General features: G+C 67.1%; 24 protein-coding genes. 9 read left to right on the plus strand and 15 right to left on the minus strand.

Annotated elements, in window-relative coordinates; translation table 11 throughout:
• The first annotated feature begins 18 nt into the window (after positions 1-18).
• The gene (locus tag ACFSC3_RS08060) at positions 19-279 is read left to right on the plus strand and encodes an ArsR/SmtB family transcription factor (RefSeq protein WP_380939894.1); all 261 of its coding nucleotides are present in this window, start codon (positions 19-21) and stop codon (positions 277-279) included.
• 241 nt (positions 280-520) lie between these two features.
• Positions 521-1,543 (plus strand): alpha/beta fold hydrolase, encoded by a 1,023-nt coding sequence (locus ACFSC3_RS08065; RefSeq protein ID WP_380939895.1) that lies wholly within the window; start codon positions 521-523, stop codon positions 1,541-1,543.
• Positions 1,544-1,798: 255 nt separating this feature from the next.
• On the opposite strand, the gene ACFSC3_RS08070 is transcribed toward ACFSC3_RS08065, so the two are convergent.
• The 4 genes from ACFSC3_RS08070 to ACFSC3_RS08085 are packed head-to-tail and all read right to left on the minus strand — an operon-like array spanning position 1,799 to position 5,832.
• On the minus strand, positions 1,799-2,773 hold the full coding sequence (locus ACFSC3_RS08070; protein ID WP_380939896.1) for a hypothetical protein: 975 nt from the start codon (positions 2,771-2,773) through the stop codon (positions 1,799-1,801).
• Positions 2,774-2,785: 12 nt separating this feature from the next.
• Positions 2,786-3,022: a hypothetical protein gene (locus ACFSC3_RS08075; protein ID WP_380939897.1), complete on the minus strand. Its 237-nt coding sequence runs from the start codon at positions 3,020-3,022 to the stop codon at positions 2,786-2,788.
• Positions 3,023-3,047: 25 nt separating this feature from the next.
• Positions 3,048-4,238 carry a glycoside hydrolase family 88 protein gene (locus tag ACFSC3_RS08080; protein WP_380939898.1) on the minus strand — a complete coding sequence of 397 codons (1,191 nt, stop codon included), beginning with the start codon at positions 4,236-4,238 and terminating at the stop codon, positions 3,048-3,050.
• 4 nt (positions 4,239-4,242) lie between these two features.
• A complete protein-coding gene (locus ACFSC3_RS08085; RefSeq protein ID WP_380939899.1) occupies positions 4,243-5,832 on the minus strand; it encodes an oligosaccharide MFS transporter in 1,590 nt (529 codons plus the stop codon).
• Between ACFSC3_RS08085 and ACFSC3_RS08090 the strand changes: the two genes are divergently transcribed.
• Positions 5,764-6,831: a LacI family DNA-binding transcriptional regulator gene (locus ACFSC3_RS08090; protein WP_380939900.1), complete on the plus strand. Its 1,068-nt coding sequence runs from the start codon at positions 5,764-5,766 to the stop codon at positions 6,829-6,831. The two genes, ACFSC3_RS08085 and ACFSC3_RS08090, sit on opposite strands and share 69 nt — an antisense overlap.
• A gap of 12 nt (positions 6,832-6,843) precedes the next feature.
• On the opposite strand, the gene ACFSC3_RS08095 is transcribed toward ACFSC3_RS08090, so the two are convergent.
• The 3 genes from ACFSC3_RS08095 to ACFSC3_RS08105 all read right to left on the minus strand — a co-directional run bounded on the left by ACFSC3_RS08095 (position 6,844) and on the right by ACFSC3_RS08105 (position 10,500).
• A complete protein-coding gene (locus ACFSC3_RS08095) occupies positions 6,844-8,547 on the minus strand; it encodes a glycoside hydrolase family 43 protein (RefSeq protein ID WP_380939901.1) in 1,704 nt (567 codons plus the stop codon).
• 148 nt (positions 8,548-8,695) lie between these two features.
• Positions 8,696-10,156 carry a MocR-like pyridoxine biosynthesis transcription factor PdxR gene (gene pdxR, locus ACFSC3_RS08100; RefSeq protein WP_380939902.1) on the minus strand — a complete coding sequence of 487 codons (1,461 nt, stop codon included), beginning with the start codon at positions 10,154-10,156 and terminating at the stop codon, positions 8,696-8,698.
• Positions 10,111-10,500 (minus strand): hypothetical protein, encoded by a 390-nt coding sequence (locus ACFSC3_RS08105; RefSeq protein ID WP_380940930.1) that lies wholly within the window; start codon positions 10,498-10,500, stop codon positions 10,111-10,113. Before ACFSC3_RS08105 ends, pdxR begins: the two co-directional genes overlap by 46 nt.
• Here ACFSC3_RS08105 and ACFSC3_RS08110 point away from each other — a divergent pair.
• The 6 genes from ACFSC3_RS08110 (at position 10,402) to ACFSC3_RS08135 (ending at position 18,304) form a co-directional block, all read left to right on the plus strand.
• On the plus strand, positions 10,402-11,082 hold the full coding sequence (locus ACFSC3_RS08110) for a YggS family pyridoxal phosphate-dependent enzyme (protein WP_380940891.1): 681 nt from the start codon (positions 10,402-10,404) through the stop codon (positions 11,080-11,082). The genes ACFSC3_RS08105 and ACFSC3_RS08110 overlap by 99 nt on opposite strands.
• Positions 11,079-11,906, plus strand: a complete 828-nt coding sequence (pdxY, locus tag ACFSC3_RS08115) for a pyridoxal kinase (protein ID WP_380939903.1) — start codon at positions 11,079-11,081, stop codon at positions 11,904-11,906. Before ACFSC3_RS08110 ends, pdxY begins: the two co-directional genes overlap by 4 nt.
• A gap of 2 nt (positions 11,907-11,908) precedes the next feature.
• Positions 11,909-12,634: a type 1 glutamine amidotransferase gene (locus ACFSC3_RS08120; RefSeq protein WP_380939904.1), complete on the plus strand. Its 726-nt coding sequence runs from the start codon at positions 11,909-11,911 to the stop codon at positions 12,632-12,634.
• Positions 12,631-13,917 (plus strand): serine hydroxymethyltransferase, encoded by a 1,287-nt coding sequence (gene glyA, locus ACFSC3_RS08125; protein ID WP_380939905.1) that lies wholly within the window; start codon positions 12,631-12,633, stop codon positions 13,915-13,917. The genes ACFSC3_RS08120 and glyA overlap by 4 nt, the downstream gene beginning before the upstream one ends.
• A gap of 175 nt (positions 13,918-14,092) precedes the next feature.
• Entirely contained in the window at positions 14,093-15,628 is a 1,536-nt protein-coding gene (locus ACFSC3_RS08130; protein ID WP_380939906.1) for a hypothetical protein, read from the plus strand.
• A gap of 318 nt (positions 15,629-15,946) precedes the next feature.
• Positions 15,947-18,304, plus strand: a complete 2,358-nt coding sequence (locus tag ACFSC3_RS08135; protein WP_380939907.1) for a hypothetical protein — start codon at positions 15,947-15,949, stop codon at positions 18,302-18,304.
• 288 nt (positions 18,305-18,592) lie between these two features.
• On the opposite strand, the gene ACFSC3_RS08140 is transcribed toward ACFSC3_RS08135, so the two are convergent.
• The 8 genes from ACFSC3_RS08140 to ccoO all read right to left on the minus strand — a co-directional run bounded on the left by ACFSC3_RS08140 (position 18,593) and on the right by ccoO (position 25,732).
• The gene (locus ACFSC3_RS08140) at positions 18,593-19,177 is read right to left on the minus strand and encodes a hypothetical protein (protein ID WP_380939908.1); all 585 of its coding nucleotides are present in this window, start codon (positions 19,175-19,177) and stop codon (positions 18,593-18,595) included.
• 440 nt (positions 19,178-19,617) lie between these two features.
• Positions 19,618-19,764: a cbb3-type cytochrome oxidase assembly protein CcoS gene (ccoS, locus tag ACFSC3_RS08145; protein ID WP_380939909.1), complete on the minus strand. Its 147-nt coding sequence runs from the start codon at positions 19,762-19,764 to the stop codon at positions 19,618-19,620.
• On the minus strand, positions 19,761-21,899 hold the full coding sequence (locus ACFSC3_RS08150) for a heavy metal translocating P-type ATPase (RefSeq protein ID WP_380939910.1): 2,139 nt from the start codon (positions 21,897-21,899) through the stop codon (positions 19,761-19,763). Before ACFSC3_RS08150 ends, ccoS begins: the two co-directional genes overlap by 4 nt.
• Positions 21,896-22,354, minus strand: coding sequence for a FixH family protein (locus ACFSC3_RS08155; RefSeq protein WP_380939911.1), 459 nt, complete (start codon positions 22,352-22,354; stop codon positions 21,896-21,898). Before ACFSC3_RS08155 ends, ACFSC3_RS08150 begins: the two co-directional genes overlap by 4 nt.
• Positions 22,351-23,889 (minus strand): 4Fe-4S dicluster domain-containing protein, encoded by a 1,539-nt coding sequence (locus ACFSC3_RS08160; protein WP_380939912.1) that lies wholly within the window; start codon positions 23,887-23,889, stop codon positions 22,351-22,353. The genes ACFSC3_RS08155 and ACFSC3_RS08160 overlap by 4 nt, the downstream gene beginning before the upstream one ends.
• Complete coding sequence (gene ccoP / locus ACFSC3_RS08165) at positions 23,876-24,844, minus strand: cytochrome-c oxidase, cbb3-type subunit III (RefSeq protein WP_380939913.1); 969 nt, start codon at positions 24,842-24,844, stop codon at positions 23,876-23,878. Before ccoP ends, ACFSC3_RS08160 begins: the two co-directional genes overlap by 14 nt.
• Positions 24,837-25,001 (minus strand): cbb3-type cytochrome oxidase subunit 3, encoded by a 165-nt coding sequence (locus ACFSC3_RS08170; protein ID WP_380939914.1) that lies wholly within the window; start codon positions 24,999-25,001, stop codon positions 24,837-24,839. The genes ccoP and ACFSC3_RS08170 overlap by 8 nt, the downstream gene beginning before the upstream one ends.
• Positions 24,998-25,732 (minus strand): cytochrome-c oxidase, cbb3-type subunit II, encoded by a 735-nt coding sequence (ccoO, locus tag ACFSC3_RS08175; protein ID WP_380939915.1) that lies wholly within the window; start codon positions 25,730-25,732, stop codon positions 24,998-25,000. Before ccoO ends, ACFSC3_RS08170 begins: the two co-directional genes overlap by 4 nt.
• Positions 25,733-25,737: the final 5 nt, after the last annotated feature.

Below are 25,737 nucleotides of genomic sequence, written 5' to 3' on the forward strand. Positions count from 1 at the left end.
CCAGCCGAGGCCGTCAGAATGTTCGCGGCGCTAGGGCAGGAGACGCGCCTCTCCGCGTTTCTCAGCCTGCAGCGCGCCGGCCACGTCGGCATGGCGTCCGGCGACATCGCCAAGGAGCTTGGCGTTCCGCACAACACGCTGTCCGCCCACCTGGCGATCCTGGTCAACGCCGGGCTTGCCACCTCCGAGCGTCGCAGCCGGTCGATCATCTACCGGGCCGCGCCGGGCGCTTCGTCGTCGCTGATGGACGTCCTCCTGCCCCAGTCGCCAAACAGCTGAAGTCCGAAAGGCGGAGCCCGGTGTCGACGGGTTCGGTGGACCGCGTTGCTCGCTCTCGAGCCGGAGGGGCGAGGCCAGCATTGTCGCGGCAAATGGCGGGGTAACGTCCGTCGCGCCCCCCGCACGGGTCGCTCAATCGATATCAGTCTGCCGCGGTCGGAACATCGTCGCTCTGCGTTGATCCACGGCGCGGAGGCGTCGATCAAAGAAACTTTGTGCAGTGCACAACGGTTGAGGCGGCATGACACAGAAGCCGAACAGAAAGTCTGTCCGCCAAGCAGAGCGGACTACCCCATCCAAGTCGTCCTGGCTCCGCAGCATCAACAGTGACAAGAAGTGGCTCGCGGGCGGCTCCGGCGTGGCAGTGCTAGCGGCCCTCGGCGTGTTCAACCGGGCGAGGGCAAGACGCGCCGAGACGGATTCTCCGCCGACCGGGAAATTCGTCGAAGTCGATGGCGTAAGGCTCCACTACGTCGATCGTGGTTCCGGCCCCGCCGTGCTGCTTCTCCACGGCAACGGCGCGATGCTGCAGGACTTCGAGCTCAGCGGCGTGCTCGAACTGGCCGCGCAGCATCACCGCGTCATAGCGTTCGATCGGCCCGGCTTCGGCCACAGCGATCGTCCGCGTTCCACGGTCTGGACTGCAGCAGCGCAGGCCGATCTGATCGCGAAAGCGCTTAGGCGGATCGGCGTAGGGCCGGCAGTCGTGGTCGGTCACAGCTGGGGAACGCTGGTCGCGCTCGCGATGGCTCTCGATCACCGCGAGGCGACCGCCGGCCTGGTGCTGCTATCGGGATACTATTATGGCACCGTCCGCCCGGACGTCCTGCCGTCATCGATACCGGCCATCCCGCTGCTGGGAGACGTCATCGCCAACACGACAGCGCCACTGACCGCGCTCCTGACCGGACCGGCCGCGGTCAAGGCGAGCTTCGCGCCCGCAGAAGTCTCGGAAAAGTTCGCTTCCTTCCCGAGGGCCCTGGCCCTGCGTCCGTCGCAGGTCCGCGCTACGGCGGCCGACGCCGCGATGATGGTCCCGTGCGCTGTCGGACTGAGCAAGCGATATGGCGAACTTGATCTTCCCGTGATCCTCATGGCCGGCCAGGGCGATCTCATCGCGCACGTCGGAAAGCACAGCGAGCGGCTTGTCGGTGAGATAGACGGTGCCGAGTTGCGAACGGTGAGCGGGCAGGGTCATCTTCTTCACTACTGGGTGCCCGAACAGGTCGTTACCGCTATCGCCGACGCCTGGCGTTCCGCATGACGGGGCGTCAATCGCCTCCTTCGCTATTCGACGCTGCCCTTCTCCGGCGACCGCGCCGCGGCTGAGTCGCTCGACGTGATGCTTCGAAGATCAGCAGTTTACCGGCCCTTAGGGGGCCGTTTCGCCACCCCCGAGCAACGCCGGGGACGGCCGGTAATCCGCACGCTCGAGCGCGCGCGGGAAGCGGGAAAGTCTCTTGAGAACCGCAGCCAAACCGAAGGCGAAGGTCAGCTTGCACCTTTACACTTGACGGCTCTAGTCGCGCTGGCGGACCTCGTCGGCCAGCGCGCGTCCGACTCGCTCGGCGAGCTCGACCTCCTCGAGCGTCGGCACCACCGCATGCCCCGATGCATCGTATCGCGCCCGCGTCCGATCGTTGGATAGCCGATTGAACAGCCTGACGAAGTTGGCGTCGCCGTTTCCCAGCCTGGTCCATAGGTTGATGCCGCTCGCCACGCTCTTGTGGCTGCGCGAATCTCCGGCCGAGCTGTGGCTGAGGATCAGCTGAACCTTGCTCAGCAGCTCGCACGCGCTGAACAGCGTGTCGACCGCGGGCGCGCCAAACCCGCTCTCCACGGAGAACCGGGCCGTCGCCACGAACTGCAGCGCACTTGCCAGCAATTCCGCGCAACGGGCCCGGCCGTTGCGGAAGTCGAACATCGTCGCCCAGCCGTTGCCGCGCCAGAAGATCGTGAAGTGACCGCAGTCGAGCTCCTCCTCGATCAGATCGAAGCTCAGAATGCGGCTCAGGTCCTCGATTTGAAGGGGCCGTCCGGGCGCCGCATCCTCGACATCGAGGCGCATGACACCCTTAACCTCCTCGTTGAGCCGCACCTGTCGCGAACCGTCCTCCGGCTGGATGAGCTGATCGTTGGTGGCGATCGTCACCTGCGTCAGCGAACCGTTCCTGAAATAGAAGTGCACAGAATAGTCGTGGCCCGCGAGCTCCAGGCTCGGGATCCGAAGCAAGCTAGACGCCCCGTCGGCCAGAGTTCTGGCGTCAACCGAAGGAATGGCCTCCGGGCGTGTCGCTCGCACCTGGTCGGGCGTCATTCCATACGCGACGTCCTGCCAGAGCAGGGGGCCGACCGCCTGCGCCACGACCGAGTTCGGCAGCGCCTCCGCCCCGTCAGATGCGCGCGGCACCGGTCCATGCTCGGCTTCCGAAGAAGGAGCGGGGGCCGGTGCCGTGGCCGCGGCGGGTCTGCGGCGGAAAAGGCTGAACACCATCGCTTTATCTCCTTAGAGCGGGGGCAGCGCCGGCGTCTGGCTTGGTGCACCCAGCACCGATGCAAGTCGGCCAGCAGCCGAAGCCAGTGCCTGGGCGCGACCGTTGGACGAGACCTGCAGCAGCTCGTTCAGTCCGTTGCGGCTCTGCAGATGGATCGTTTCGTAGAGGCAGATCGGCAGCTGCCGGTTGTCGGCGAACCTACGATCCGGCCCGCCGCTCTTGTTGGGATGCTTCCACGTCTGGCCCACGATCTGCGCGTCAGGCGGAACCTGCTTATCCTCGATGAACCGAGAATCCTGCCACCGAACGTCGAGGATGTCGTAGGCGACCGCCCCGACCTTTCCGCTCTCCACTACAAGCAGCACGTCCGGGAGCCAGTAGAGCGTCTCCTTGCCCACCTTCATGAACGGCGGCGTGACGTTGGTCTTCAGGACGCGCGGCAGGGCGTATCCGAACTCGGTCGGCCGCTTGTCGATGATGGTCGTCGCGCCGGCGTTGCGCTTCCATGTGTGGATGTCGCGCACCGCTCGTCCAACGCGGCAACGACGGTCTCGGCGACTCCGCGATGGTCTTCGATGCGCTCCACTGGGTCAGCGCCGGCGGCGCCGACATCGTGTCGATGTCGCTCGGCTTCGATTTTCCCGGGTTGGTGGCCGCGAGCTCGATCAGCTCGGTGCGGCCGCTGTGCGAATATCCGAGAGCGAAGCCGTAGATGCCCCAGGCCTGACCGCGCGCCCAGCAGCTGTCGTCGGCGTAGCCCTGATGGGTCGTGCCGTGCGACGGCTCGCCCGTGCGGGTGTCCATGTGGAAGGTGTGGAAGGTCGATGCGTCCGGCCGCACGAGATGGCGGGCCGCCTGCGTCAGGTGCCGCTCCGCCGCGTCGCGGAAGCGTCCGTCGCCGGTCAGTGCGGTCGCCCAGTAAAGCAGCGGCAGATTGAGGTTGCAGTCGATGATCATCCGTCCGGCCTGCTCCGGATCGTTCAGGTCGCCCCAGGCCTGGATCACCCCCGACACGGGATCGAACCGCTCGAGCAGCAGCTCGGCAGCCATCAGCCCGGCGCGGCGCGATGGCTCGTCGCCGACCAGCGACCACGCCGCGCACGCCGAAGGCGTGTAGAGGAAGCCGAGGTCGTGATGGGCGACGTTGATGCGTCGCTCGGCGCGGTCGAGGAAATCGCGTGCCTGCGCGAGCGCGACTTCCCGATAGCCGTCGTCACCGCTCAGCTGCCAGGCGAGCCACAGCTCGCCCGTCCAGAAGCCGTTGGTCCATTCGACGTTGTCGATGGCCGGATAAAAGCCTCCTTCGCTGGACGGCGCGGGATATCGACGCGTGAACTGCGGCAGCGCTCGCTGGACGCGCGCCAACGCGCGGTCGACCGCACCGTCGACAGCTTCGGCTGAAGGAATGGCGATGGCATCGAATCGAGCGCGATCGCGGACGGGTTCGTGGATGATGTTGGTCATTGGATCAGTGTCTGAAGGGCGCGACGTCGGCGGCCGGTTGAAGCTGGGCGAGCGCCGGAGCGCTCTCCGGCGGGGGAGGTTCGGCAACGTCCAGCGGCCGCCCCCTCGCGTCGGTCCGCGGGGTCGGGGAAAGCGCGAACCAGGAGGCGATCCAGAAGACGAGCGCGCCGCCGGCTATGAGGGCGTAGGTGGCGGGAAACCCGATCACGTCATAGCCGCGCCCAACCAGCGGAGAGAGGACGGCCAGACCCAGGGAATGGCCGAAGCTCACGCCGACAAGATAGACGGTTGAGGCAAAGCGCGTGTCGAAGTGGTAGGCGATGTAGCGGAAGATCGACACGGCAAGAATGGGAAGTTCGACCGAGTGGAGCATCTTGCATGCCGAGATCGTCAGCGGCCCGGTCGCGAGCGCCGATCCGCCGATGCGCAGCACCATGATCGCGCTCGCGAGCAGCAGTCCGCGCTTCGCTCCCGTCCGCATCACGATCAGCGGCGCGACCAGCATCAGAGCCGCTTCGAGGAAGATCTGCGCCGAGTTGAGGTAGCCGAACATCACGTTTCCCTCCTCGCGCGTCGGGAACATGGATGCGAAGTAGACGGGAAACTGCTGGTCATAGACCAGGTAGAGGTTGGTCACCCCGAGGATCAGGACCATGAAGCCCCAGAACTTCCGGTCGGCCAGCACCGAGAGGGATTCCCTAGGCGTCAGCGCCGGGGCGGCCGGCGCATCGGCGGGATCGGAGATCCGGGTCGCGAGGATGATCGGGATCAGAAGCAGGCCCGCTGCCGAGGCGAGGACGAAGTTGATGCGGGGATCGAGGTTGTAGAGGCGGCCGGAGAAGAGGGCTGCGGTCGCGAAGCCCAGCGAACCCCACAGGCGGGCCCGGCTGTATTCGAAGCCATACCTGCGACCCACGCGGTCAACGAAGGATTCGAGCGCGAAGCTGCCCGAGACGAACGTGAGTCCGAGATAGAGACCCCCGACCACGGCGCCCGCGACGAGGTTGAACCGCAGCAGGGGCGCGTAGACGAAAGTGAAGAACAGCCCGCACATCAGCACCAGACAGGCGAGGAAGACTGGAACGTGGCGTCGGAGTCCCAGCCGGTCGGAGACGTATCCGTAGAGCGGCTGGCAGGCCATCGCGGCGATGAAGTTCGCGGAAAACACCGTGCCCGCCTCGACGCCGTTCAGCCCGATGTGCCCTTTCAGCCATATGGCCAGGAACGACATCGCGCAGGCCTGCGCGAAGAAGAACAGGAACATGAAGGCGCTGAGGAGGACGTAGTTTCGCCGGCTTCCTAACTCGTCAGCCACAAATTTCGTCCTCTTCCACGATCGTTTGACTATGTTTCGGTTATCGTTATCAGTGAATTTGTGACCTGGCAACGGGGGTGTGAGCGGGCGAACCGACCACCTTCGTCGGTCACTGTCCTGGAGCGTCCGATCCGAGAGAGGCTGATGTTTTCTTCTCGGGGATAGACTACGCGTCCGGGGCAAGGCGACCGGCAGTGGAAGAGGATGCGGGTGAACGAAACCGACGAAAAGCCGAAGGACGACCAGCAGCCGACGCGCCGGTCGACCGTCACCGTTCACGACGTCGCCCGGCTTGCGGGCGTCTCATCGATGACCGTGTCGCGCGTGGTAAACGGAACGAAGGTGCGCGAACCCCTGCGCGTCAAGGTGCAGGCGGCGGTCGAGGAGCTGAACTACGTGCCGAACGTGGCCGCCCGCGCGGCCCGGTCCGGAACCAATCGCATCGGCGTCCTCTTCAGCAACCCGCGGTCCTCCAACCTCGGGGACTTCCTGATGGGTGCGTTCCAGCAGGCCGGAACCGACGGCACGCAGATCATCGTCGAACCCGCCGCAGGCCACAGGCACGCCGTGGATGCGGTCCGCAAGCTCGTCGAGATGGGGGCGGACGGGATCATACTTCCCCCGCCTCTGTGCGATTCCCTCGAGGCGCTCGACGTCGTGTGGGCGGCCGGCATTCCCGCGCTGAGTTTCGCGACCGCCGATCCGCGCTCCCATTCCTCGGCGGTGCTCATCGACGACTTCGAAGGCGCGCGCGCGATGACGCGCCACCTGATCGAGCTCGGCCACCGCGACATCGCGTTCGTCCGGGGCGACCCCGGGCATTCACCGGCTCTACGCCGCGAGGAGGGCTTCCGGGCGGCGATGGCCGAGGCACGCGTCCCGATCGATCGCGCGCGTCTCATCGACGGCATGTTCACCTATCGCTCGGGGCTCGATGCCGGCAGGCAGCTGCTCGAGGTAGACCCGGCCGAGCGGCCGAGCGCCGTGTTCGCCAGCAACGACGACATGGCTGCCGCGATCACCGCCGTCGCCCTGGGTCTGGGGATCAGCGTTCCAGGCGAACTGAGCGTCGCCGGCTTCGACGACACGCCGATCGCCTCTCTCATGTGGCCGCCGCTGACGACCATCCATCAGCCCATAAGCGAGATGGCGTCGAAGGCGGTCGAGATACTCGGAGAGTCCGTGCGTCACCGCCGCTCCGGCAAGGAGCCGCTCGTGCGCCATCACGTCTGCACCTTCAAGCTGATGCATCGCGGCTCCACCGGGCCGCGCGCCTAGCGAACGCTTCGATCAAGGGGTCAGGCGGAACCAGTCGACGTCGGCATGACCGACGCTGGTCGCCGCGAAGGCCGGCGTCCCCGACGGGGCCTGGGCGAAGATCCCTAGCTGCGCGCCGACCCACCGTCCGGGGCGGCTCTCGAACGGTTGGCCGAGGGGAACGAAGGATCTGCCGTCGAAGCTGTAGGCGAAGGTCGCCCGGGCGTGGGTCGACCGCAGCATCGACGGCCAGTAGGGCGAGAAGTCGGGCGGCGGGTTGCTCACCGTCACCGGCTGCGCGGTGATCCGAAGCCAGAGGTCGGTCGACGCCGTGATCGGCGGTCCTTCCGCGATCGCTTCATCTCCAGTCGCGGCATTCGCACCCGTGCGGGTCACCTGGACGAGACGCATCTTGCCCTCAATGCGCTCGGCGCCGACCCAGGCGTAGTCGCTGCCGAGCAGCGCCAGACCCGCGCGCTCGCCGTCGCGAACGGGCGCGAAGCGGAGCTTCACCGTCGCGGTGAACCGCAGTGCCGGCAGCTTGCGCGACAGGAGATTGCCCGCCTCCCACAGGTTCGCCGGGGTCGAGGCCGATTTGAGGCGAAGCCACCCGGCGGACGCCGGCAGGACCCAGTCCTCCTGCGGATTGGCGTTCCACTGCCACGCAAGGGAGGGGCTGCCCGTGGCGAAATCGTCGTCGCCTTCGGGACTGGTCGGCGCGACCGAAGCCAGCCGCGGCTTGCGATGGCGCAGAACCGGCTGGCCGATCCCGTCGCCGTCGGGATCCTCGCCGATCACCGGCCAGCCGTCGCGCCAACGCATGGGTTCGAGGAAGACCCTGCGACCGTAGCTGTCGGTGTCATGGAAATGAAGAAACCAGTCCTCGCCCGCCTCGGTCCGCACCCAGGCCCCCTGGTGAGGGCCGTTGATCTGCGTCGGCCCCTGATCGAGGACGTTCCTGCCTTCCCACGGCCCGGTGAGGCGCTTCGCCCTGAAGACGCCCTGCCACCCGCCCTTCACGCTGCCGCTCGGCGCGAATATCCAGTAGAAGCCGTTGCGCTTGTATAGCTTCGGCCCTTCGGTCGTCTGCCAAGGCCGCATGCCGATACTGGTCCGGACCTGGGGCAGTCGGTCGCCGTCGATGATCCTCTGTCCGGCATCCAAAGTCCGCGTCCCCTCGCGGTTCATCCTCTTCAGGACGATCACGTTCGAGATGCCGGCTCGGCTGGCGGCATAGGCGTGGGCGAGCCAAGCGGTGCCGTCGTCGTCGAAGAACGGCGCCGGGTCGATGGCCCCCCGGGTGTCGTCGACGAGGACCGGCGCGCTCCACGGGCCGCGCGGATCGCGAGCGGTGACGACGAAGATGCCGCGATCGGGGTCAGGGTAGTAGATGCGGAACAGGCCGCGGTGGTGAACGATGGCCGGGGCCCACACCCCGCCGCCGCGCCTGGGCGTCGCATAATGGCCTGCCGGTTCGAGGCGCGGCAAGGCGTGCCCAATCAGCGACCAGTTCACCAGATCCCGCGAGTGGAGAATGGGCAGACCCGGCACGTTCACCAGAGACGATGAGACCAGATAGTAGTCGTCGCCGACGCGAAGGACATCGGGATCCGAATAGTCCCCGGCGAGGACCGGGTTCAGATAGGTGCCGTCGCCGGGATCCGGAGAGAACGTCCGCTCAGGCCCGTCGACCGCGCCCAACAGCAGAATACCGCACGCGACTTGGCCGAAAGCCAAGCACGCGGACCGCGCCCGCTTCGAAAGTCTGATCCGCATGGCGCAAGCATCCTCGTCACGATTATTATATAGATATCGATATCTAACGCGCGGAAGGACGGATTGTCGATCCGCCAACTCGCGATCGTCTCGTGTGTCATCAAACTACCTAAAGACCCAATCCCGCGAGCGCATGCACGCCGCGCTCGATCCGACGCGTGTCGAGCGACGCATAGCCCATGACGAAGCCGGCTCTGTCCGGCCGCACGCCCTCGCCGGAACCATGATAGAGCGGACCGATCCCGTAGAGGCCGACTCCCGCCGCCCGGGCCGCGAGAACCAGCGCCGCCTCCCGATCGCGAGGCACTTCGTTCAGCCACAGCACGACGTGCAGTCCCGCGTCGGCCCCTTCGACCGTCGCCCGATCCCCCAAGCCATAATCCAGGGCGTTCAGCAGCGTCGCCCGCCGCTCGTGGTTCAATCGCCGCACTCGGCGGACATGTCTTTCGTAGCCGCCGTCCTCGATCAGCGAAGCTAACGCGGCCTGCTCGTTCAGCGACGCGTGGCGATCCGACAGATCCTTGGCGGCCGCGAACACCCGCGCAAGCCCGGGCGGTACCACGAGATAGCCAAGTCTCAGACCCGGCGAGAGCGTCTTGGAGACCGTTCCCCCGTAGATGACGCGCTCGCCGTCATCCAGTGTGTGCAGCGGCGGCACCGGGTGAATGTCGTAGCGGTATTCGCTGTCGTAATCGTCCTCGATCACATAGGCCTGCCGGTCCCGAGCCCACCGCAGAAGCTCCTGTCGACGAGACACCGGCAGGACTCCCCCGAGGGGGAACTGGTGCGAGGGCGTGACATACGCCAGACGGGCTTCGACGTCGCTTAGCCTCCTCGTCTCCAGACCCGACGCATCTGCGGGGATGGCGACGCAGTCGGCCCCGACGGCGGCGAATGCGCTTCTGGCGGTCGGGTAGCACGGGTCCTCTGCGACGAACTGGTCCCCAGGATCGAGAAGGAGGCGAGCGCACAGATCGAACCCCTGCTGCGCACCCGCCACGACGATGATCTGCTCCGGATCGCAACGGATCGTCCGGGCCCTCCACAGATACCCCTGAATCGCCTTTCGGAGTCGCAGAGATCCGCTCGGCGAGCCGTAATCGAGCGATGCCGCGCGTCTGTCGATCGCCGCGTTCATCGCCCGCTTCCATGCGGTGACCGGAAAGTCGGTCGCGGACAGAACGCCGTGCCGGAAGTCGGCGAACAGCGGAGCGTGATCGGATTTGGCCTCGGGTTCGTGGCCTTTGACGCGCAGGGCATAGGCCGACAGCCTCGCCGCTGCATGCGCCTGCGCGGGGATCGGCGCAGCAGGTGAACCGATCATGGCGGCAACCGCCCTCGGGCGGCTGCCCTGACGCACTTCGATGAAGCCTTCCGCGAGCAGCTGGTCGTATGCGGCCGTGACCGTGGTTCGCGACACCCCGAGCTCCTGCGCGAGCGCTCGCGACGACGGCAGCCGCCGGTCCGAGCCGAACACGCCCGCGAGAAGCTGATCCTTCAGCGCATCGGCGATCTGCCTTGCACCTATGCCGCTTCGACGGTGTGCGCCGACACGCGACGACTGGACCACGTGAATTCCTCCGAACTGGCCGTTCTTGCAGCGCCAGTCGTCCGATAAAGCGCATTTGAGAACACGGCAACGGCGAGAGCGAGACCAATCTTCACACCTACAATCATCGCATCGCCGACGGTCTCGGACACACCGTCAGCCGTGATCTTGGGCGCGGCGGCGTGATTTCGTCTGTCGATGCCGCCCGGTTCGGCGAGAACCCCGAAGCAACCTTCCGCGCCAACCTGGCTCAGGTCGAGGCGCGGATCGCCGACGCCTGCGCCCGGAGCTCCCGCCCACGTGCCGACGTTCGCCTCCAGCCGATCACGAAGACGGTGCCCGCCAACATCCTGCGCTTCGCCCACGCGGCGGGCGTCACGTCGTTCGGCGAAAACAAGATCCAGGAGGCGGCGGGCAAACGCGACGCGCTGTCCGATCTGCCGATCCGCTGGAGCATCGTCGGACACCTGCAGACCAACAAGGCGGCGAACGCCGCGCGCTTCGCGGACGAATTCCACGCGCTCGACAGCATGAGGCTCGCCGACGCATTGAACGCGCGGCTGGCTCGCGACGGCCGCACGCTGGACGTCTACGTTCAGGTCAACACGTCCGACGAGGACACAAAATTCGGGCTGCATCCCGACGCCCTGCTGCCCTTCATTGACACGCTGCCGCGCTTCGAGCGGCTTCGACCGCGGGGCCTGATGACGCTGGCGGCTTTCAGCGACGACATGGTGAGGGTGCGCACCTGCTTTCGACTGCTGCGGCGGCTGCGCGACGAGGCCGCCCGGCGCGACTCGCGCATAGCCGAGCTCTCGATGGGCATGTCGGGCGACTTCGAGATGGCGATCGAGGAAGGCGCCGACGTCGTTCGCGTCGGCCAGGCGATCTTCGGTCGCCGGCCGACCCCGGACAGCCACTATTGGCCGGGCCTCGTCGGCGCATGACGCATGTGATCTCGATCCAGAGCCAGGTCGTCCACGGCCACGTCGGCAACAGCGCTGCGGTGTTCCCGATGCAGGCCGCCGGGCTCGACGTTGCGGCGGTGCCGACGGTGCTGCTCTCGAACCATCCGCACTACCCGACCGTCCGCGGCCGAACCATGCCGGCCGATCTGGTGGCGGACCTGCTGTGCGGCGTGGAGGAGCGCGGGCTGGTCGACCATGCGGCCGTGGTCGTGACCGGCTACCTCGGCTCGGTGGAGACCGGCCTGGTTGTAGCCGATTTCATCGCGCGAGCGAAGGCGCGAAACCACCGAATGACCCATGTCTGCGATCCGGTTATCGGCGACGACGACCTCGGCGTATTTGTCGAGGCGGGGCTGATCGCCGTCTTCCGCGACGTCCTGGTGCCGATGGCGGACGTGATCACCCCCAACCGCTACGAGCTGTCGTTGCTGAGCGGATGCGAGATCCACGTCGCTGCCGCCGTGACGGATGCCGCGAACCTGCTCCGGGCACGCGGCATCGGCGCCGTGGTGGCGACGGGCTGCCGGCTGGACGACACCCCGCAAGGCACGGTCGAGACGCTGACCTGCACCGCGGACTCCGCCAGCCGTTGCGGGGTTCCGCTGCTGCCGATCAGGCCCTGCGGCACAGGCGATCTGTTCACCGCCCTCCTCGTGACGCGACTGATCGCCGGAGACAACGCCCATGCCGCGGCGGCCGGAGCGACACGCGCGGTCTTCGCCGTGCTGGAGCGCACCTGCGCCGCCGGCTCGAGCGAAATGCGCATCGTTGGCCACACCTTCGAACCTCGACTGGGAGATTGAGCTTGAACGTCCATTTCATCGTCCACGAAGCCTTCGAGGCGCCAGGCGCCTACGAGGTCTGGGCCCGCGAGCGCGGGCACGGCGTCACGCTGACCCGCCTCCACGACGGCGAGACGCTGCCCCAGGACGTCGCCGGCATCGACCTGCTGATCGTCATGGGCGGCCCGCAGTCGCCCTCGACGACCACGGACGAATGCGCGCACTTCGACGCCGCTTCGGAGCAGGCCCTCATCGGGAAAGCGATTGCCGCGGGCAAGGCGGTTGTCGGCGTTTGCCTCGGTTCGCAGCTGATCGGCGAGGCGCTGGGGGCGCCCCACTGGAAAAGTCCGGAGAAGGAGATCGGGAAGTTCCCGATCACGCTGACCGAGGAAGGCCACGCCAACCCCAAATTCTCCCACTTCGGCGACGAGCTGGCGGTCGGTCACTGGCACAACGACATGCCCGGCCTGACTCCCGACGCCACGATCGTCGCCGTGAGCGAGGGCTGCCCGCGCCAGATCGTCGAATACACTCCGATCGTCTACGGCTTCCAGTGCCACCTGGAATTCACGCCCGAAGTGATCGAGCTCCTCATCGCCGCGTCGCCCGAGCTGCCCACCCTAACCGAGCATCGCTTCGTCCAGCAGGCGGATGACCTGCGCGCCAACGACTACGGCGAGATGAACAACGCACTCTACGGCTTTCTCGACGCGCTCGAGGCCGAATACGGCAAGGCGGGGGAGGCATGAGCGTGCGACCGTCTGGATTCTTCAGCGACACGCTCGCCGGCGCGGACGCCGCCGTCGGCGCCGGCATCGCGCAGGAGCTCGTCCGCCAGCAGTCGCAGATCGAGCTGATCGCGTCCGAGAACATCGTCAGCCGCGCGGTGCTCGAAGCGCAGGGGTCGGTCCTCACCAACAAGTATGCGGAAGGCTATCCGGGAAGACGCTACTATCAGGGCTGCGCGCCATCGGACACGGTCGAGACCCTCGCCATCGATCGCGCGAAGCAGATCTTCGGCTGCAGGTTCGTCAACGTCCAGCCGCACTCCGGCGCGCAGGCCAACGGCGCGGTCATGCTAGCCTTGGCCAAACCGGGCGAAACGATCCTGGGCTTGAGTCTCGATGCCGGCGGGCACCTCACGCACGGCGCGAAGGCGGCGATGCTCGGCAAGTGGTTCGACGCGGTGCAGTATGGCGTCCGCAGCGACGATCACCGCATCGACTACGAGCAGGTGGAGGAGCTCGCGAAGGACCGTCGCCCCCGGATCATCATCGCCGGAGGCTCGGCCTACCCGCGCCACATCGACTTCGCGCGCTTCCGCGCCATCGCCGACGAGGTGGGCGCGATCCTGATGGTCGACATGGCGCATTTCGCGGGTCTGGTGGCCGGAGGCACCCATCCAACGCCGTTCGGCCATGCCCATGTCGTGACGACCACCACCCACAAGACGCTGCGCGGACCTCGCGGTGGCATGATCCTCACGGACGACGCGGCGATCGCGAAGAAGATCGGCTCGGCGGTGTTCCCCGGCCTTCAGGGCGGCCCGCTGATGCACGTCATCGCGGCGAAGGCAGTGGCGCTCGGCGAAGCCTTGCGGCCGGACTTCCGGGACTACGCCGCTGGCGTGGTGGAAAACGCGAAGGTGCTGGCGGCGACGCTCAAGGAGCGCGGCGCCGATCTGGTTTCCGGCGGGACCGACACGCACCTCGCCCTCGTCGACCTGACGCCGCTCGGGATCACGGGGAAGGACGCGGACGAGGCGCTCGAACGTGCGGGCATCACCTGCAACAAGAACGGCATACCCGGCGACCCGCTGCCGCCCACCAGGACCAGCGGAATCCGCGTCGGGTCGGCCGCAGGAACCACCCGCGGCTTCGGCGTCGCGGAATTCCGGGAGGTTGGTCACATGGTCGCCGACGTTCTTGACGGCTTGCGCGCCCGAGGCGAGACGGGGGACCCGCAGGTCGAGGCTGACGTCCGCGCGCGCGTGCGAGATCTCTGTGAACGCTTCCCCATCTACGGGGCCTGATGCGACCGGACCTCGCCGCGAGCGGACTCCGCAATCGGCGAGGACCATTGTCGGCGGTCGAGCGGGCGGGCGACCGAGGCTCACGGCTTCGGGCGGCGGTGACGTCGCCCCCGCTCCGCTGACGGCGAGATTGTGATTATTCGTCAGCGGCCACGGCTTGCGGTATTGGGTCCAAATGTCCCGATTCCTCGGCCGTTCCGGCGAAAAGCGCTTCAGTTTTCTCTGCTCCGAGGCAGGCGTCACGTGCAATCCGGCGATCGAGGACGAGCATGGCTGGGACCACGCCGTCGAGTTCCCGCACGAGCCGATCGAAGGACTGTCGGCAGACATGCAGATCCGCATGCCGACAACCTTCGTGCAGACGAAGAGCCACGAAGCCGACGGACTCGGCGTCAGGATGAAGCTCAGCAACGCCCTCAATCTCGCTATGAGCCCGAACCCGTGCTTCGTCGCGCTGGCTACGATCCCCGGAGACGGCTCCGACGTCGAGTGGCATGCGGTCCACGTCTGGGACGATCTGCTGGAGCGCATCCTCCAGCGGGCGCGGGCGGAAAGCGCCAAGGGCTTCTCCGTGCTCGACTTCCGCGGCAAGTGGTTCCGCTTCACGATGCGCCCGGAGGATCTTCGCGACGAGAGCGATCTGATCGCCTGGATGGCGAGGACCGTCCGCACGCATGGGCCCAACTACGCCGCTGCGAAGGCGGCGCTCGTCCCGTCCCCGCAGATCGTCGGCAAGATCAGCGTCGGGCCGCTTACGTCCGTCGAGGAACTGATCGATCACGCCATAGGCCTCACCGACTCCATTCCGGTGACCGGCTTCGAACTCAACGCGCGTCGCTTCGGGATCGACATGCCGTTGCCGATGCCGCTGGAGAATGGCGACGTCTTCCATGCCTCGATGCAGGCGCATCCCGCTGCTACGGCCGATATCCGAATGCGAGGCCCGGACGGCCATGAGATCGAAACGGCGGCGGACCTCCTCATGCCGCCGGACCTCGGTCTGCCCGAGGAGTCCTACAAATACCGGTTCCGCGGCTCGTTCGTCGACATCATATGGTCGACAGGAGGAACGGCGACGATCAACGGACGCCTCGACGACGCGGAACGCCAGCATCCAGCCGAGCTGGGGAAGACGCTCAGGTTCGCAAGTTGGGCCGGTCAAGGGGGGATCGACGTCCGGGTAAGCATCGACGACAGACTCACCCTCGGTGCGGCCGCGACGATGGATCCGTTGCCCGGACGGGACGATCTGGCCTATCTCGCGGAGCTTGTCACAGCGCTCGATCTCGCCTCGAGGCATCTGAAGACCGTTCGCCCGGAAGTCTCGATCGCCGAAGTCGTCGCTTCCGTCACGAGCGTCGAACTCTTCCATCGGTTCGTGACGGCGACGGACATGCGCCTCGAAGCGGTGCTGCTGCCTGACGTTCCGGTCCCCGTCGCCCGAGTGGCAGTCGGCTACGGCGTCGTTCAGGTCGGCGACTGGTGCTTCGGCGCGGTTCAAAAGTTTCCTGTCGTCGATCGGGTTCACGACGACGACCGGCTGCTGCTCGAATTCGGCAAGCCCATCCTCCTGGAGCGATACGCATTCCACGCCGCAGATGTCGAAGTTCCCGATCAGCTCAGGAGCGATTTCGATCGGTTCGCGAAGGGTGAGGGCGTGATCATGCTCGGCGACGCTCTCGCGGCCCTCGCGTCGAACGACGGCGCATAATCGTTCCCAACGACCGGGACAGGCGGTTTTCCGCTCGCCATGCCCGCCCGCTGATGCTTTGACATAGCACCGAGCGCTCTCCGTCGAGCAGCCCCGCGACCACTTGCACCCATCAACGGAGCGGCGCCGCACGCTCCCGCACAGGCAAGCGCTCGCGCGCGAACCCGCTGACGATATCGATATCACGCTCGAACCTTTGAAACTGCTAAAGCAATTGCGCCAACGAGCCTTTCCCTTGCAGGTCGTGACAGATAAAAATCAAACTTGCCAACAGATATCGTTATCTTATGCTCGCCGGAAACACCTGGGGGAGAGATGATGAAAGCACGTTTGATGGGCGCAGCCGTCCTGTTCACATGCCCTGTCGCGGGACACGCCGAGACGATCGACGCGATCCTGTTCTCAGATAGCGGCGGGCTCGCTGCCCATTCGGTCAGGATCGACGCTGGCGAGACGGTCCAGGGCGCGGCAGGGCAGACCGCCTTGCGCCTCAATCCGCGCGACGGCGGCTGGCGGGGAGGGCTCGCGTCATTCCGCCTGAAGGTGCGACCGGACGCTCTAACCTACCTGACGATCAGGCTCTGGGGCGGCGAAGCGAGCAGCGGCCGCCTCGTCCTGCTGTGCGACGGCAAGCAGGTGGGCGACGCGCATCTCGGCGGTCTCGAGCAGCTCGACATCGGCGCCGTGGCGCCGCAGTTCCCCGGCGCCTTCTTCTATCGGACCCTGCTGCTGCCGGCGGCCGTCACGAAGGGCCGGCAGACGGTCGATTGCGCGATCGAGGCGACCGGCAACATCTGGCCCTACGGTTTGGCCTTCGACCGCTTTCAACGCGCGATGACCGCGCCATCGCGGGGCGTCTACGGGCTCTTCACGCACGACGGAGCCTATTTCGATCCGCCGGCCGGCATCGACGACGGTAAGCTCGCCGTCGCGGGCAAGCGTCCTGGCCCCGGACGGATCGGACCCAAGATGGCCGGCGCCGAGACGCTTTCGGCTATCCGCCAGCGCATCGAGGGAACGGTCCGGGGGCTGCTCACGGCCACGCGCCCCCTCGGTCAGCATGAGATCGTCTTCCTCGCCCGGTTCCGACTGAAGAGCTGGTCGCCGCTGGCGAAGGACCCCAGGATCGTCCCGGCGATCCTCAAGGGCATGGACGGCTTCGCGGTCGCCTACGCGGCCGACCCCATGGTCGTGCGAAACGAGAAGAGCACTTGGAACCCCGACTGGTTCGGCTTCGGCCCGCTCGGTCAGACTCTCGTGCTCGGTCAGGACGTCTTGAAGCCGTTCCTCGACGAAGAGATCGGATGGCGATCCGGCACGCGCGCGCCGCGCCGTGTCGCCTATCTCGAGATGCTGACCGCGTCACGCGACTGGTTCCGGCAGCATCGCCGGCTCTACGCGAACCAGTCGATGATCGTGGACACCTTCGGGCTGTATCTCGCGAACCGCGGCATCGGAGTGCTCGACCCGGCGAAGGCGCTCCCCGAGGATCAGGCCCGTCGCTACCTCTACGAAGCGATCGGAATCGAACCGTGGCGCGGGGCGGACCTTCCGGACGGCAAGCCGAGCTATGCCCAGTCGCTATCGAGCAACGGAACGGCGGTTCCCGTCGTCGGCACCGACTTCCGCACGGTCACCCGCATGGGCCTCACCCGCGAGCTCGGCTACGTGGGACATTATGGCGAAGTGCTCGACTGGGTCTCCTGGGCCTACGACGCGACCCGCCCCACGTTCGATGCGCCGGGCGATCCCAAGATCCTCGCCCGTCTTTCCGCGCTGGCACGCGCACGAGGAGTGTTCCGCTATCCCGCGGCGGACGACGAAGGCTTCGCCGCGATGCGGATGATGACGGACATCGGCTGGCGCGATCCCAAGTCTCCGGGCGCGGTGACCTACCTGCAGGACCTGCGGCCAGGCGCCGCCAGCCCCTTCCAGGCCGCGGTCCTGACGCGGGACCCGACCCTGATCGGCTACGCCCAGCAGATGATCGCCGACAACCAGCTCTGGGGGCCGATCCGAGCGCAGATGCAGGACAAGAGCTTCCGGAGCACTTACGGCCTGCTCGACGTGATCGACGACTTCGCAGCCATGATCAGCGTCCCCGATCAGGCCGCCAAGCTACCGATGAGCGTAAGCGCTCCGGACTTCGCGTTCGCTGATCCGGAAAACGGCGTCGTCACCATCAAGCGCGGCGAGGAGCGCGTCTTCGCGTCGCTCTACTGGCGTGCCAACATGGGGATCAACGGGCTGGCGCGGGTCTGGACGAGCGGCCCGCGAGGGCATCGCATCGCCACGGTAGCCGTCGATACGGCGTTCACCCCCAGCGGCAGCACCTGGGTCCGGCCAGACAAGGTTGCGCTGATGTATAACGACGCCATCAACAAGGCTTACGGACGTTCGAGCGCCGAAGCGGGCAGCAGCCTCCCGATCGCGGCGGCACCGGCAGGTGTGAAGGTAACGCCCGGCAGAGACAGCTTCTACGCTGGACGAGGCGACCGATACGTCCTGAACTACGGCGGCTACACAGTCGTCATGAACATGAGCGACTCCAAGCCCGCCACGTTCGTGGTTCCCCCGCACGACGGTTCGGAGCTCGTCAGCGGCCGCGCCATGCCCGCCGGAGGACGTGTGAGGCTCGAGCCTCTCTCGTCGATGATCTTCTTCAAGTCCAACTGAGGCCGGCGGACGCGGGCTGGCGATCACCTCGTAAGGCGATCCCCGGTCTGCGTCCGCCGTCGTCGAATCTGGCCTGGATCGACAGATGCCAACTGACCCCTGACGCGACCGCCTGTTGCCGCGGCGAAAGGCGGTGGACTCGCATCGGCCGCAGTGCAGCATCCCGCGCGTCGTCCGGTCACGGACACGTCACGCCGACACCTCGCTGCGCCCAGGACCGGCTTTGGCCGAGGGCAGCGGGCGATGCGCTGATGCGTGTCCGCGTCCCGGTGGATCAGTTCTCTTACCCTACGCGGGTCCGGGCGTCAGGCAGTCGATGAGAAGCGCTCGAGCATCGGGCGTCAGCCGGTGACCGGCAACCGCTAGGATCGTCAGCTGCTCGAAGCCGATCGCACGGCGGCAGTCCTCGATGAAACCACGCAGCAAGTAGCCGAGTGCGTCCGCGTGAAGCGGACGGCGCGTGCGCAAAGGCGCCCGCAGGGCGCGGATGACGTCGGCCGCCTTGGCCGCATCGTCCACACACCGGATCCTGACCTGATCGAGAAGCGCGGCCGCGAGCGGATCGTCGTGGCCGTCCACGAGCATCGCTTCGAGGAAGGGCAGCTCGTCCCGTTCGTTGCCAGCGACCATGTCGTCGAGCTCGCGACAAAGCATCTCGGCCACGGCGGGGTCGGGAAGCAGCGGTAGAGCGTCGGCGACCGCCTCGACGCTTTCGCAGAGCGCGGCGCGGCGTCGGTGCTCGCCGATCAATCGGACGAGGTCGACCTCCTGTATGACGTGCCAGCGTCGGGTGAACGCAACGACGCTGCCCTCCAGACGGTTGTGCTTCATGGTGTGCTTCTCCTTCCCAGCCGCAATGGCAGCGGAAGCCACGCGCAGCCTTGACCAACGTCAAATCGACCTTGCGCAGACCGAACCATCACCCGCTGCCTGGCCGAAATGCACCCGTCGCCTTACGCGATCAGCTCCAAGGCGGAGCGATCGACACCGCCGTCGTCCGTCGGCGAGCGCTGGACACGTCCGCGTCGCCTCCGACCTGCTCGGCCGGCACCAGGACGCGACGAGAATGTGTCGACGCCGATCCTATCCGTCCGCAAGATCCGAGTCTTCCGCCGCCTCGCCCGACCGTCGAGGGAGGCATGCCGCGTGGCAGGCGGCTCCATCATCCCCGTGCTGTCCGGCAGGTCCGACCGGAACGGAGGCCCAGCCACCCGAACACGTCGGCACGAGCAGAACCGCTCCTTCGCCCAGCGGGCGCAGAACGCAGAGCGCGAGCGCGGAGAGCGTCGATCCGATCAGCCGCGCCCCCGATGTCATTCGTCGTCCTCGTCAATCAGGATACGGACGGCCGCACCGTCCAGATCCTCGAACTGGCCCGAGCGGATCGACCAGAAGAATGCGCACAGTCCGCTCAGGCCGAGCAGCAGCGCAATGGGAATGAGAACGGCGAGACCGCTCACCGCGCCGCCGCCCGGAGCCGCGTCGCGTTCCCCACGACGAGGAGGGAAGATCCCGACATGGCCAGAGCGGCGACCAGCGGAGTGACATGCCCCGCGAAGGCAAGAGGAATCGCTACGACGTTGTAGACCACCGCGATCCCGATGTTCTGCCGCACGACCCGCAAGGTCCTTCGCGCGGCCGCAATCGCGACGGGAACGGACTCAAGCGAGTCGCCCAGGACGACGAGGTCCGCAGCCTGCTGGCCGACGTCGCTGGCCGACGAGGGGGCGATGGAGACGTGAGCAGCCTTCAGCGCCGGCGCGTCGTTCAGCCCGTCGCCGACCATCAGCACCCGATGGCCCTCGGTGGTCGCGGATCGGATCGCATCGACCTTGCTGCCCGGCGTCATCGCCGAACGCGCGCCGATGTCGAGCGCATCCGCCATCTTCCTGACGGCAGCTTCACGATCGCCCGACACGATCGACGATGCCACGCCGATATCCTCCATTCGCCGCATCACCGATGCGGCATCTGGACGCACGGCATCCTCGAACACGAGGATCCGCGTCGGGCGGTCCTCAAGCTGGAATGCGGCGACGAGGGAAGCAGTGGCGTCGTCGGCGCCCATCCAGTCGGGCCGGCCGAGCCTCGCGCCACCGCAGCCGCTCTCCGCCGCGACGCCGAGACCGGGATTCTCCACCACGCGCTCGATAGGGGCCGGAGCGACGCCGTCCTGCGCCAGCGCCGCGGCCAGAGCACGCGAAAGCGGGTGTCGGCTGGCCTGCGCAAGCGCGAGCGCGATCGGTCGCTCCGCCGCACTGAGCGGCAGGGTGCCGACGGGCGTGGGGCGGCCAAGCGTCAGGGTGCCGGTCTTGTCGAAAAACGCGACGTCGACCTCCGCCAGGCGCTCCAGCGCGGCGCCGTCCTTGACCAGCACTCCCCGTCTCATCAGCGCGCCGACTGCAACGACCTGGGCGACAGGGACCGCCAGCCCGAGGGCGCAGGGGCAGGTAATGATGAGGACCGCGACGGCGATCAGAACCGACTGATGGACGCCCGCACCCAGCGTTATCCACAGCGCGAAGCTCAGCGCCGCGAGCGTGTGGACGGCAGGCGCATAGAACCGCGCCGCGCGATCGGCGATCCGGACGTAGCGTGATCGTCCCTGCGCCGCCGCCTCCATCATCCGCGCGATGTCCGCGATCGCGGTCGCCTCGCCGGCCGCCGTGACCCGGACGGTCAGCGCGCCGTCGACGTTGATCGTGCCGGCAAGCACCGCCGATCCCGGGCCGACTCGTTCAGGGAGGCTCTCCCCAGTGATGAGCGCCCGATCAACGGCGCTCCGGCCCGCCTCGACGACGCCGTCGGCGGCCAGTCGGTCGCCGGCGGCGACGATCATCCGCATTCCCGGTGCAAGCTCCTCGGCGCGTCGCCACGCCGTCGCGCCGTCCTTTCCCAAGACGGTGGCGCCCGCGGGGGTCTGGCGCAGAAGCGCCGCGACTCCGTCCTGCGCGCGCGCGCGCATCATCGCGTCGAGCGTGCGGCCGGCGAGCAGGAAGAACAACAGCGTCACCGCGCCGTCGAAGTATGCGTGCGGTCCCCAGGTAGCCGTCTCGTAGACGCTGATCGCGCAGGCCATGAGCACGCCTATCGAGATCGGCACGTCCATGTTCGTCCGACCGTGCCGCAGCGCCGCCAAAGCGCTTCCGAAGAACGTCCTGCCCGAATACCCGACAGCCGGCAGCGCGATGGCGGCAGATAGCCAATGGAACAGCTGGCGCGTCGCGCCATCGGCGCCCGACCATACCGACACCGACAGCAGCATCACGTTCATCGACGCGAAGCCCGCGACCGCCAGCGCCTTCAGCAGGGCACGGGTCTCGCGGTCGGTCGCTGGATCGAGTTCTCCGAGAAACGGTTCGGCCGGGAAGCCGAGCCGTTCGATGGCCGACTTCACCGCGTCGTCGGTCAGTTCAGGCAGACGCGTCACCCTTACGCGCCGGGCGGTGAAGTTCACCCGGGCCTCGATCACTCCGGCGACGGCGGCAAGACCGCCCTCGAGCTTGGCGATGCAGCCTGCGCAGTGCAGCGTGGGCACGTTGAAAACGCTGGTCGCGCAGCCTTCGCCGGACCCAATCGCCGCAGGCGCGCTCACGCCGGCACCTCGTCGTCGAAGATCGCCCGCTTTCCGCGGTCACGGAGCGTGAAGCGCAGCTTCCATCGGCCGGCGGGCAGAGGGTCGATCGAGCGGAATCGCCCGTCGCCGATCGGAGCGATACGCACCGACCGCTCGGCTACGCGACCGATCGGGTGCGAGGCGATCGCTGTGAGCGACGCAGTGGCGAGGGGGCCCTCGGGGCCGTGCGTCCCTACGATGACGCGCCGGTCCGCATCCATCGCGACGTCCAGCGTCCATCCGAGCTCTGTCTGAGCGTCCGCCGCCGCGAGCCAGCGGTTGAAGTGCTGGCTGGCGACATAGCTATTGTCGACCACGGTTCCGCTGAACGTCCGGATGGCGAAACGCGCCATGACAAAGTTAGCGCCGATGATCACGGTGAACATGGCGACGAGGATCGTCGTTGCATGCCATCCGGTGAATCGCCTGCTCACCGCGACGCGCCCGGCCGTTCGAAATAGCTCTGGTCGATCGCTTCGCCGCCCTCCCTGTCGAGCGCCCGGACCACGACCTCGATGTCCTCTCGCGCCTCGCCCTCAGGAGGCGCAGCGACGAAGATGCGCGTGCGGCCCACCTGATCGGCGGCGATCCGGAGGCGAATGCTCGACGCCGCCTCGTGGCGCGATCCGCTCTCTTCCCACATGGTTGCATCTGCTAGGTCGCGCACGGCAATCTCGACGGTGCGCGGCCGGTTTTCCATGTTGCGGACCTTGACGGTGTAGGCGTTGCGCACCGCCCCGTCGGACAGGATCACATACTGCGGGTTCCGCGTCTGCTGGACCGAGACGTCGAGCCGACTCCGCGTGCCGAGCGCGAAGAGCATCCCCAGACCGATGCCGGCCCAAACGAGAAAGTATAGGATGGTCCGCGTGCGCAGCAGCCGCTTGATGGCGGGCGCGGGTTCGCCGCCTTCCCCTGCAATCCTCTCGTCCTCCACGGTGCTGTATCCGATGAGCCGCGGCGGGCGGCCGATCTTCGCCATCACCTGGTCGCAAGCGTCGATGCAGAGCGCGCAGGTTATGCAGCCGACCTGGGCGCCATTGCGAATGTCGATGCCCGTCGGGCACACCGCGACGCAGGCGTTGCAGTCGATGCAGTCGCCGATACGCGGCGTCTTCTCCGGGCTGGCCGCAAGCATCGCGAGGCTTGGCAGCCCCGCCTGGGGCTCCGCCGCCTGATCGCCGTCGGGCTGGTGCGCGGCGGGACCGGCGCGTTTGAGACCGTGCGTGCGTGGCTCCCCGCGCCAATACTTGTAGGTCACCATCAGCGATCGCTCGTCGAGCATGGCGCTCTGGATGCGTGGCCAAGGGCACATGTATACGCATACCTGCTCGCGCAATATCGCGCCGAGCATGTAGGTGGTTCCCGTCAGCACCGCGATGGTGGCGTAAGCCACAGCAGGCGCAGTGCCGTCGAGGACCTGGCCGAGCAACGTCGGCGCGTCGGCGAAGTAGAAGATCCACGCACCCCCGGTCGCGACCGAGATCAGCAGCCAGACAGCGTGCTTAACGATCCGCTTCGCGATCTTCTCAAGCCCAAGCGGCGCGCGCTCCAGTTTTATCTGCGCGTTCCGGTCGCCATCGATGACGCGCTCCACGTGGACGAACAGGTCTGTCCACACCGTCTGCGGGCAGGCGTAGCCGCACCAGGCGCGTCCGACCGAGGACGTGACGAGGAAGAGCCCGATACCCGCCATGACGAGGAGGCCGGCGACGTAGTAGAACTCGTGCGGCCAGATCTCGATTGAGAACATGAAGAAGCGGCGGTTGGCGATGTCGACCAGCACCGCCTGGTCCGGAGCGTATTCGCCCCGGTCCCACCTGAGCCACGGCGTCACGTAGTAGATCGTCAGGGTCGCCGCCATGATCGCCCACTTCAGCCGACGATACGTGCCGTCGATCGCCTTCGGGAAGACCTTCCTTCGCGCCTCGAAATACTGGACCTTGGTAAGGTCCTCAGGGCTTGCCATTCGTCTGCTGCACGACGTGTGGAGTCGCGCCTTCCGGATTGGACGTCGCGGCACGACCCGCCGCCGGCGTCTGGGGAACGATCGCTTCGCCGCCGCCGAGCGAGTGGACGTAGGCGGCGAGCATCTTGATGGTGACAGGATCGAGCCGGTGCCCCCAGGACGGCATCACGCCGTAGCGGGCGTTGGCGACGGTCTGCGTCAGGGAATCCGTGTCGCCGCCATATAGCCAGATGCCATCGGTCAGATTGGGGGCCCCAAGCTCACGGTTGCCCCTGCCGGTCGCGCCATGGCACACCGCGCAGTTATTGGCGAAGACGGTCGCCCCCCTGCGCGCCGACGCATCGGCGCGCTGCTGGCGCGAGATCGTCCGGACATAGGCGACCACGTCCTGCACCTCCTCGGGCTTGAGGATCCCGTCGCGACCGAAGGCGGGCATCATCGACATCCGCGTCTGCTCGTGGCCGGGCTGCCGTATCCCGTGCGTCAGCGTCTGCTGGATGGTCTTCAGATCGCCTCCCCACAGCCAATCGTCGTCGTTGAGGTTGGGATACCCCTTCGACCCAGCCGCCCCTGATCCGTGGCATTGGACGCAATGGACCTTGAACGCGGCCGACCCGCCCGCGACGGCGGCCTGCATCAGCCGCGAGTCCTCCGGCAGCCTCTCGATCGGGATGCGCGACAGGGCGAGCTCCACGGGCGCCTTGCGGCGGCTTTCGCTCGCCTGATCCTCAGCCAGCGCTCCGCGCGCGGACCAGTCCAGCAAGCCTCCCGTCGCCCGGTCGATGAGAGGCCATGCGGGATAGGCGACGCAGTAGCCGATCGCGAAGACGATCGTGGCGTAGAGCGTATACAGCCACCATCGCGGCATGGGCGTGTCGAGCTCCTCGATCCCGTCCCACTCATGCCCGACCGTGTGGGTGCCGGTCGCCTCGTCCAAGCGCCTGTTGTCAGCCATCGCGGGGGTCCTCGCTCTCGCAGATCATGTTGGCGGCCCGGGCGTGGTGCTCGTGGGCACGGCTACGGAAGGTCCAGCCGACCAGGGTCAGGAAGACTATCCCCATGAAGAGAAGGCCGTAACTGTCGGCGAGATGGCGCAGGTGGTTGTAGCTCACTGCCGGGTCTCCTGCGGACCGGCCTTCGACACGTCGACAGTGGTGCCGAGCATCTGGAGATAGGCGACCAGCGCATCCATCTCGGTCAGGCGGTTAGGGTCGCCGTCGAAATCACGGACCTGCGCCTTCGGGTAGCGTCTCCTGAGGTCGTCCGCATCCCCCTCGCCGCCGCCCTGGATGATGACGTCGGCGGCCGCCTTCCGAATGTCCTCCTCGCTGTAGGGCACGCCGACCCTGCGGAGCGCCGTCAGGTCGCGGGCGGTGAGGTCCGTCTTCAGGTCGCGGCCAGCCAGGAATGCGTAGGGCGGCATGACGGATTCGGGCACCACGGACCGTGGATCCTTGAGATGCTGGACGTGCCACTCGTCGGAGTAGCGGCTCCCGACGCGAGCGAGGTCAGGCCCGGTTCGCTTCGATCCCCATTGGAACGGATGGTCGAACATGCTTTCGGCCGCCAAGCTGTAATGGCCGTAGCGTTCCACCTCGTCGCGGAACGGACGGATCTGCTGGCTGTGGCAGCTGTAGCAGCCCTCGCGGACGTAGATGTCGCGGCCGGCCTGCTCCAGCGGCGTGTAGGGGCGGACGCCCTGCACCCGCTCGATCGTCGAATCGATCCAGAACAGCGGCGCGATCTCGACGATGCCGCCGATCGCGACGGCGACGAAGGCGAGCACAGCGAGCAGCGTGACGTTGCGCTCGATCCTCTTGTGGTCGAAGAACTTGGAAGCCATGGCGC

Source organism: Sphingomonas floccifaciens (genome assembly GCF_042681125.1).
GTDB lineage: Bacteria > Pseudomonadota > Alphaproteobacteria > Sphingomonadales > Sphingomonadaceae > Sphingomonas > Sphingomonas floccifaciens.

What these genes read in the sequence shown, in the direction of transcription:
- ACFSC3_RS08060 (WP_380939894.1), top strand. Translation starts at nt 19, where the DNA reads ATGTTCGCGGCGCTAGGGCAGGAGACGCGCCTCTCCGCGTTTCTCAGC.
- ACFSC3_RS08065 (WP_380939895.1), top strand. Translation starts at nt 521, where the DNA reads ATGACACAGAAGCCGAACAGAAAGTCTGTCCGCCAAGCAGAGCGGACT.
- ACFSC3_RS08070 (WP_380939896.1), bottom strand. Translation starts at nt 2,773, where the DNA reads ATGGTGTTCAGCCTTTTCCGCCGCAGACCCGCCGCGGCCACGGCACCG.
- ACFSC3_RS08080 (WP_380939898.1), bottom strand. Translation starts at nt 4,238, where the DNA reads ATGACCAACATCATCCACGAACCCGTCCGCGATCGCGCTCGATTCGAT.
- pdxY (WP_380939903.1), top strand. Translation starts at nt 11,079, where the DNA reads ATGACGCATGTGATCTCGATCCAGAGCCAGGTCGTCCACGGCCACGTC.
- glyA (WP_380939905.1), top strand. Translation starts at nt 12,631, where the DNA reads ATGAGCGTGCGACCGTCTGGATTCTTCAGCGACACGCTCGCCGGCGCG.
- ACFSC3_RS08130 (WP_380939906.1), top strand. Translation starts at nt 14,093, where the DNA reads ATGTCCCGATTCCTCGGCCGTTCCGGCGAAAAGCGCTTCAGTTTTCTC.
- ACFSC3_RS08135 (WP_380939907.1), top strand. Translation starts at nt 15,947, where the DNA reads ATGAAAGCACGTTTGATGGGCGCAGCCGTCCTGTTCACATGCCCTGTC.
- ACFSC3_RS08160 (WP_380939912.1), bottom strand. Translation starts at nt 23,889, where the DNA reads ATGGCAAGCCCTGAGGACCTTACCAAGGTCCAGTATTTCGAGGCGCGA.
- ccoP (WP_380939913.1), bottom strand. Translation starts at nt 24,844, where the DNA reads ATGGCTGACAACAGGCGCTTGGACGAGGCGACCGGCACCCACACGGTC.
- ccoO (WP_380939915.1), bottom strand. Translation starts at nt 25,732, where the DNA reads ATGGCTTCCAAGTTCTTCGACCACAAGAGGATCGAGCGCAACGTCACG.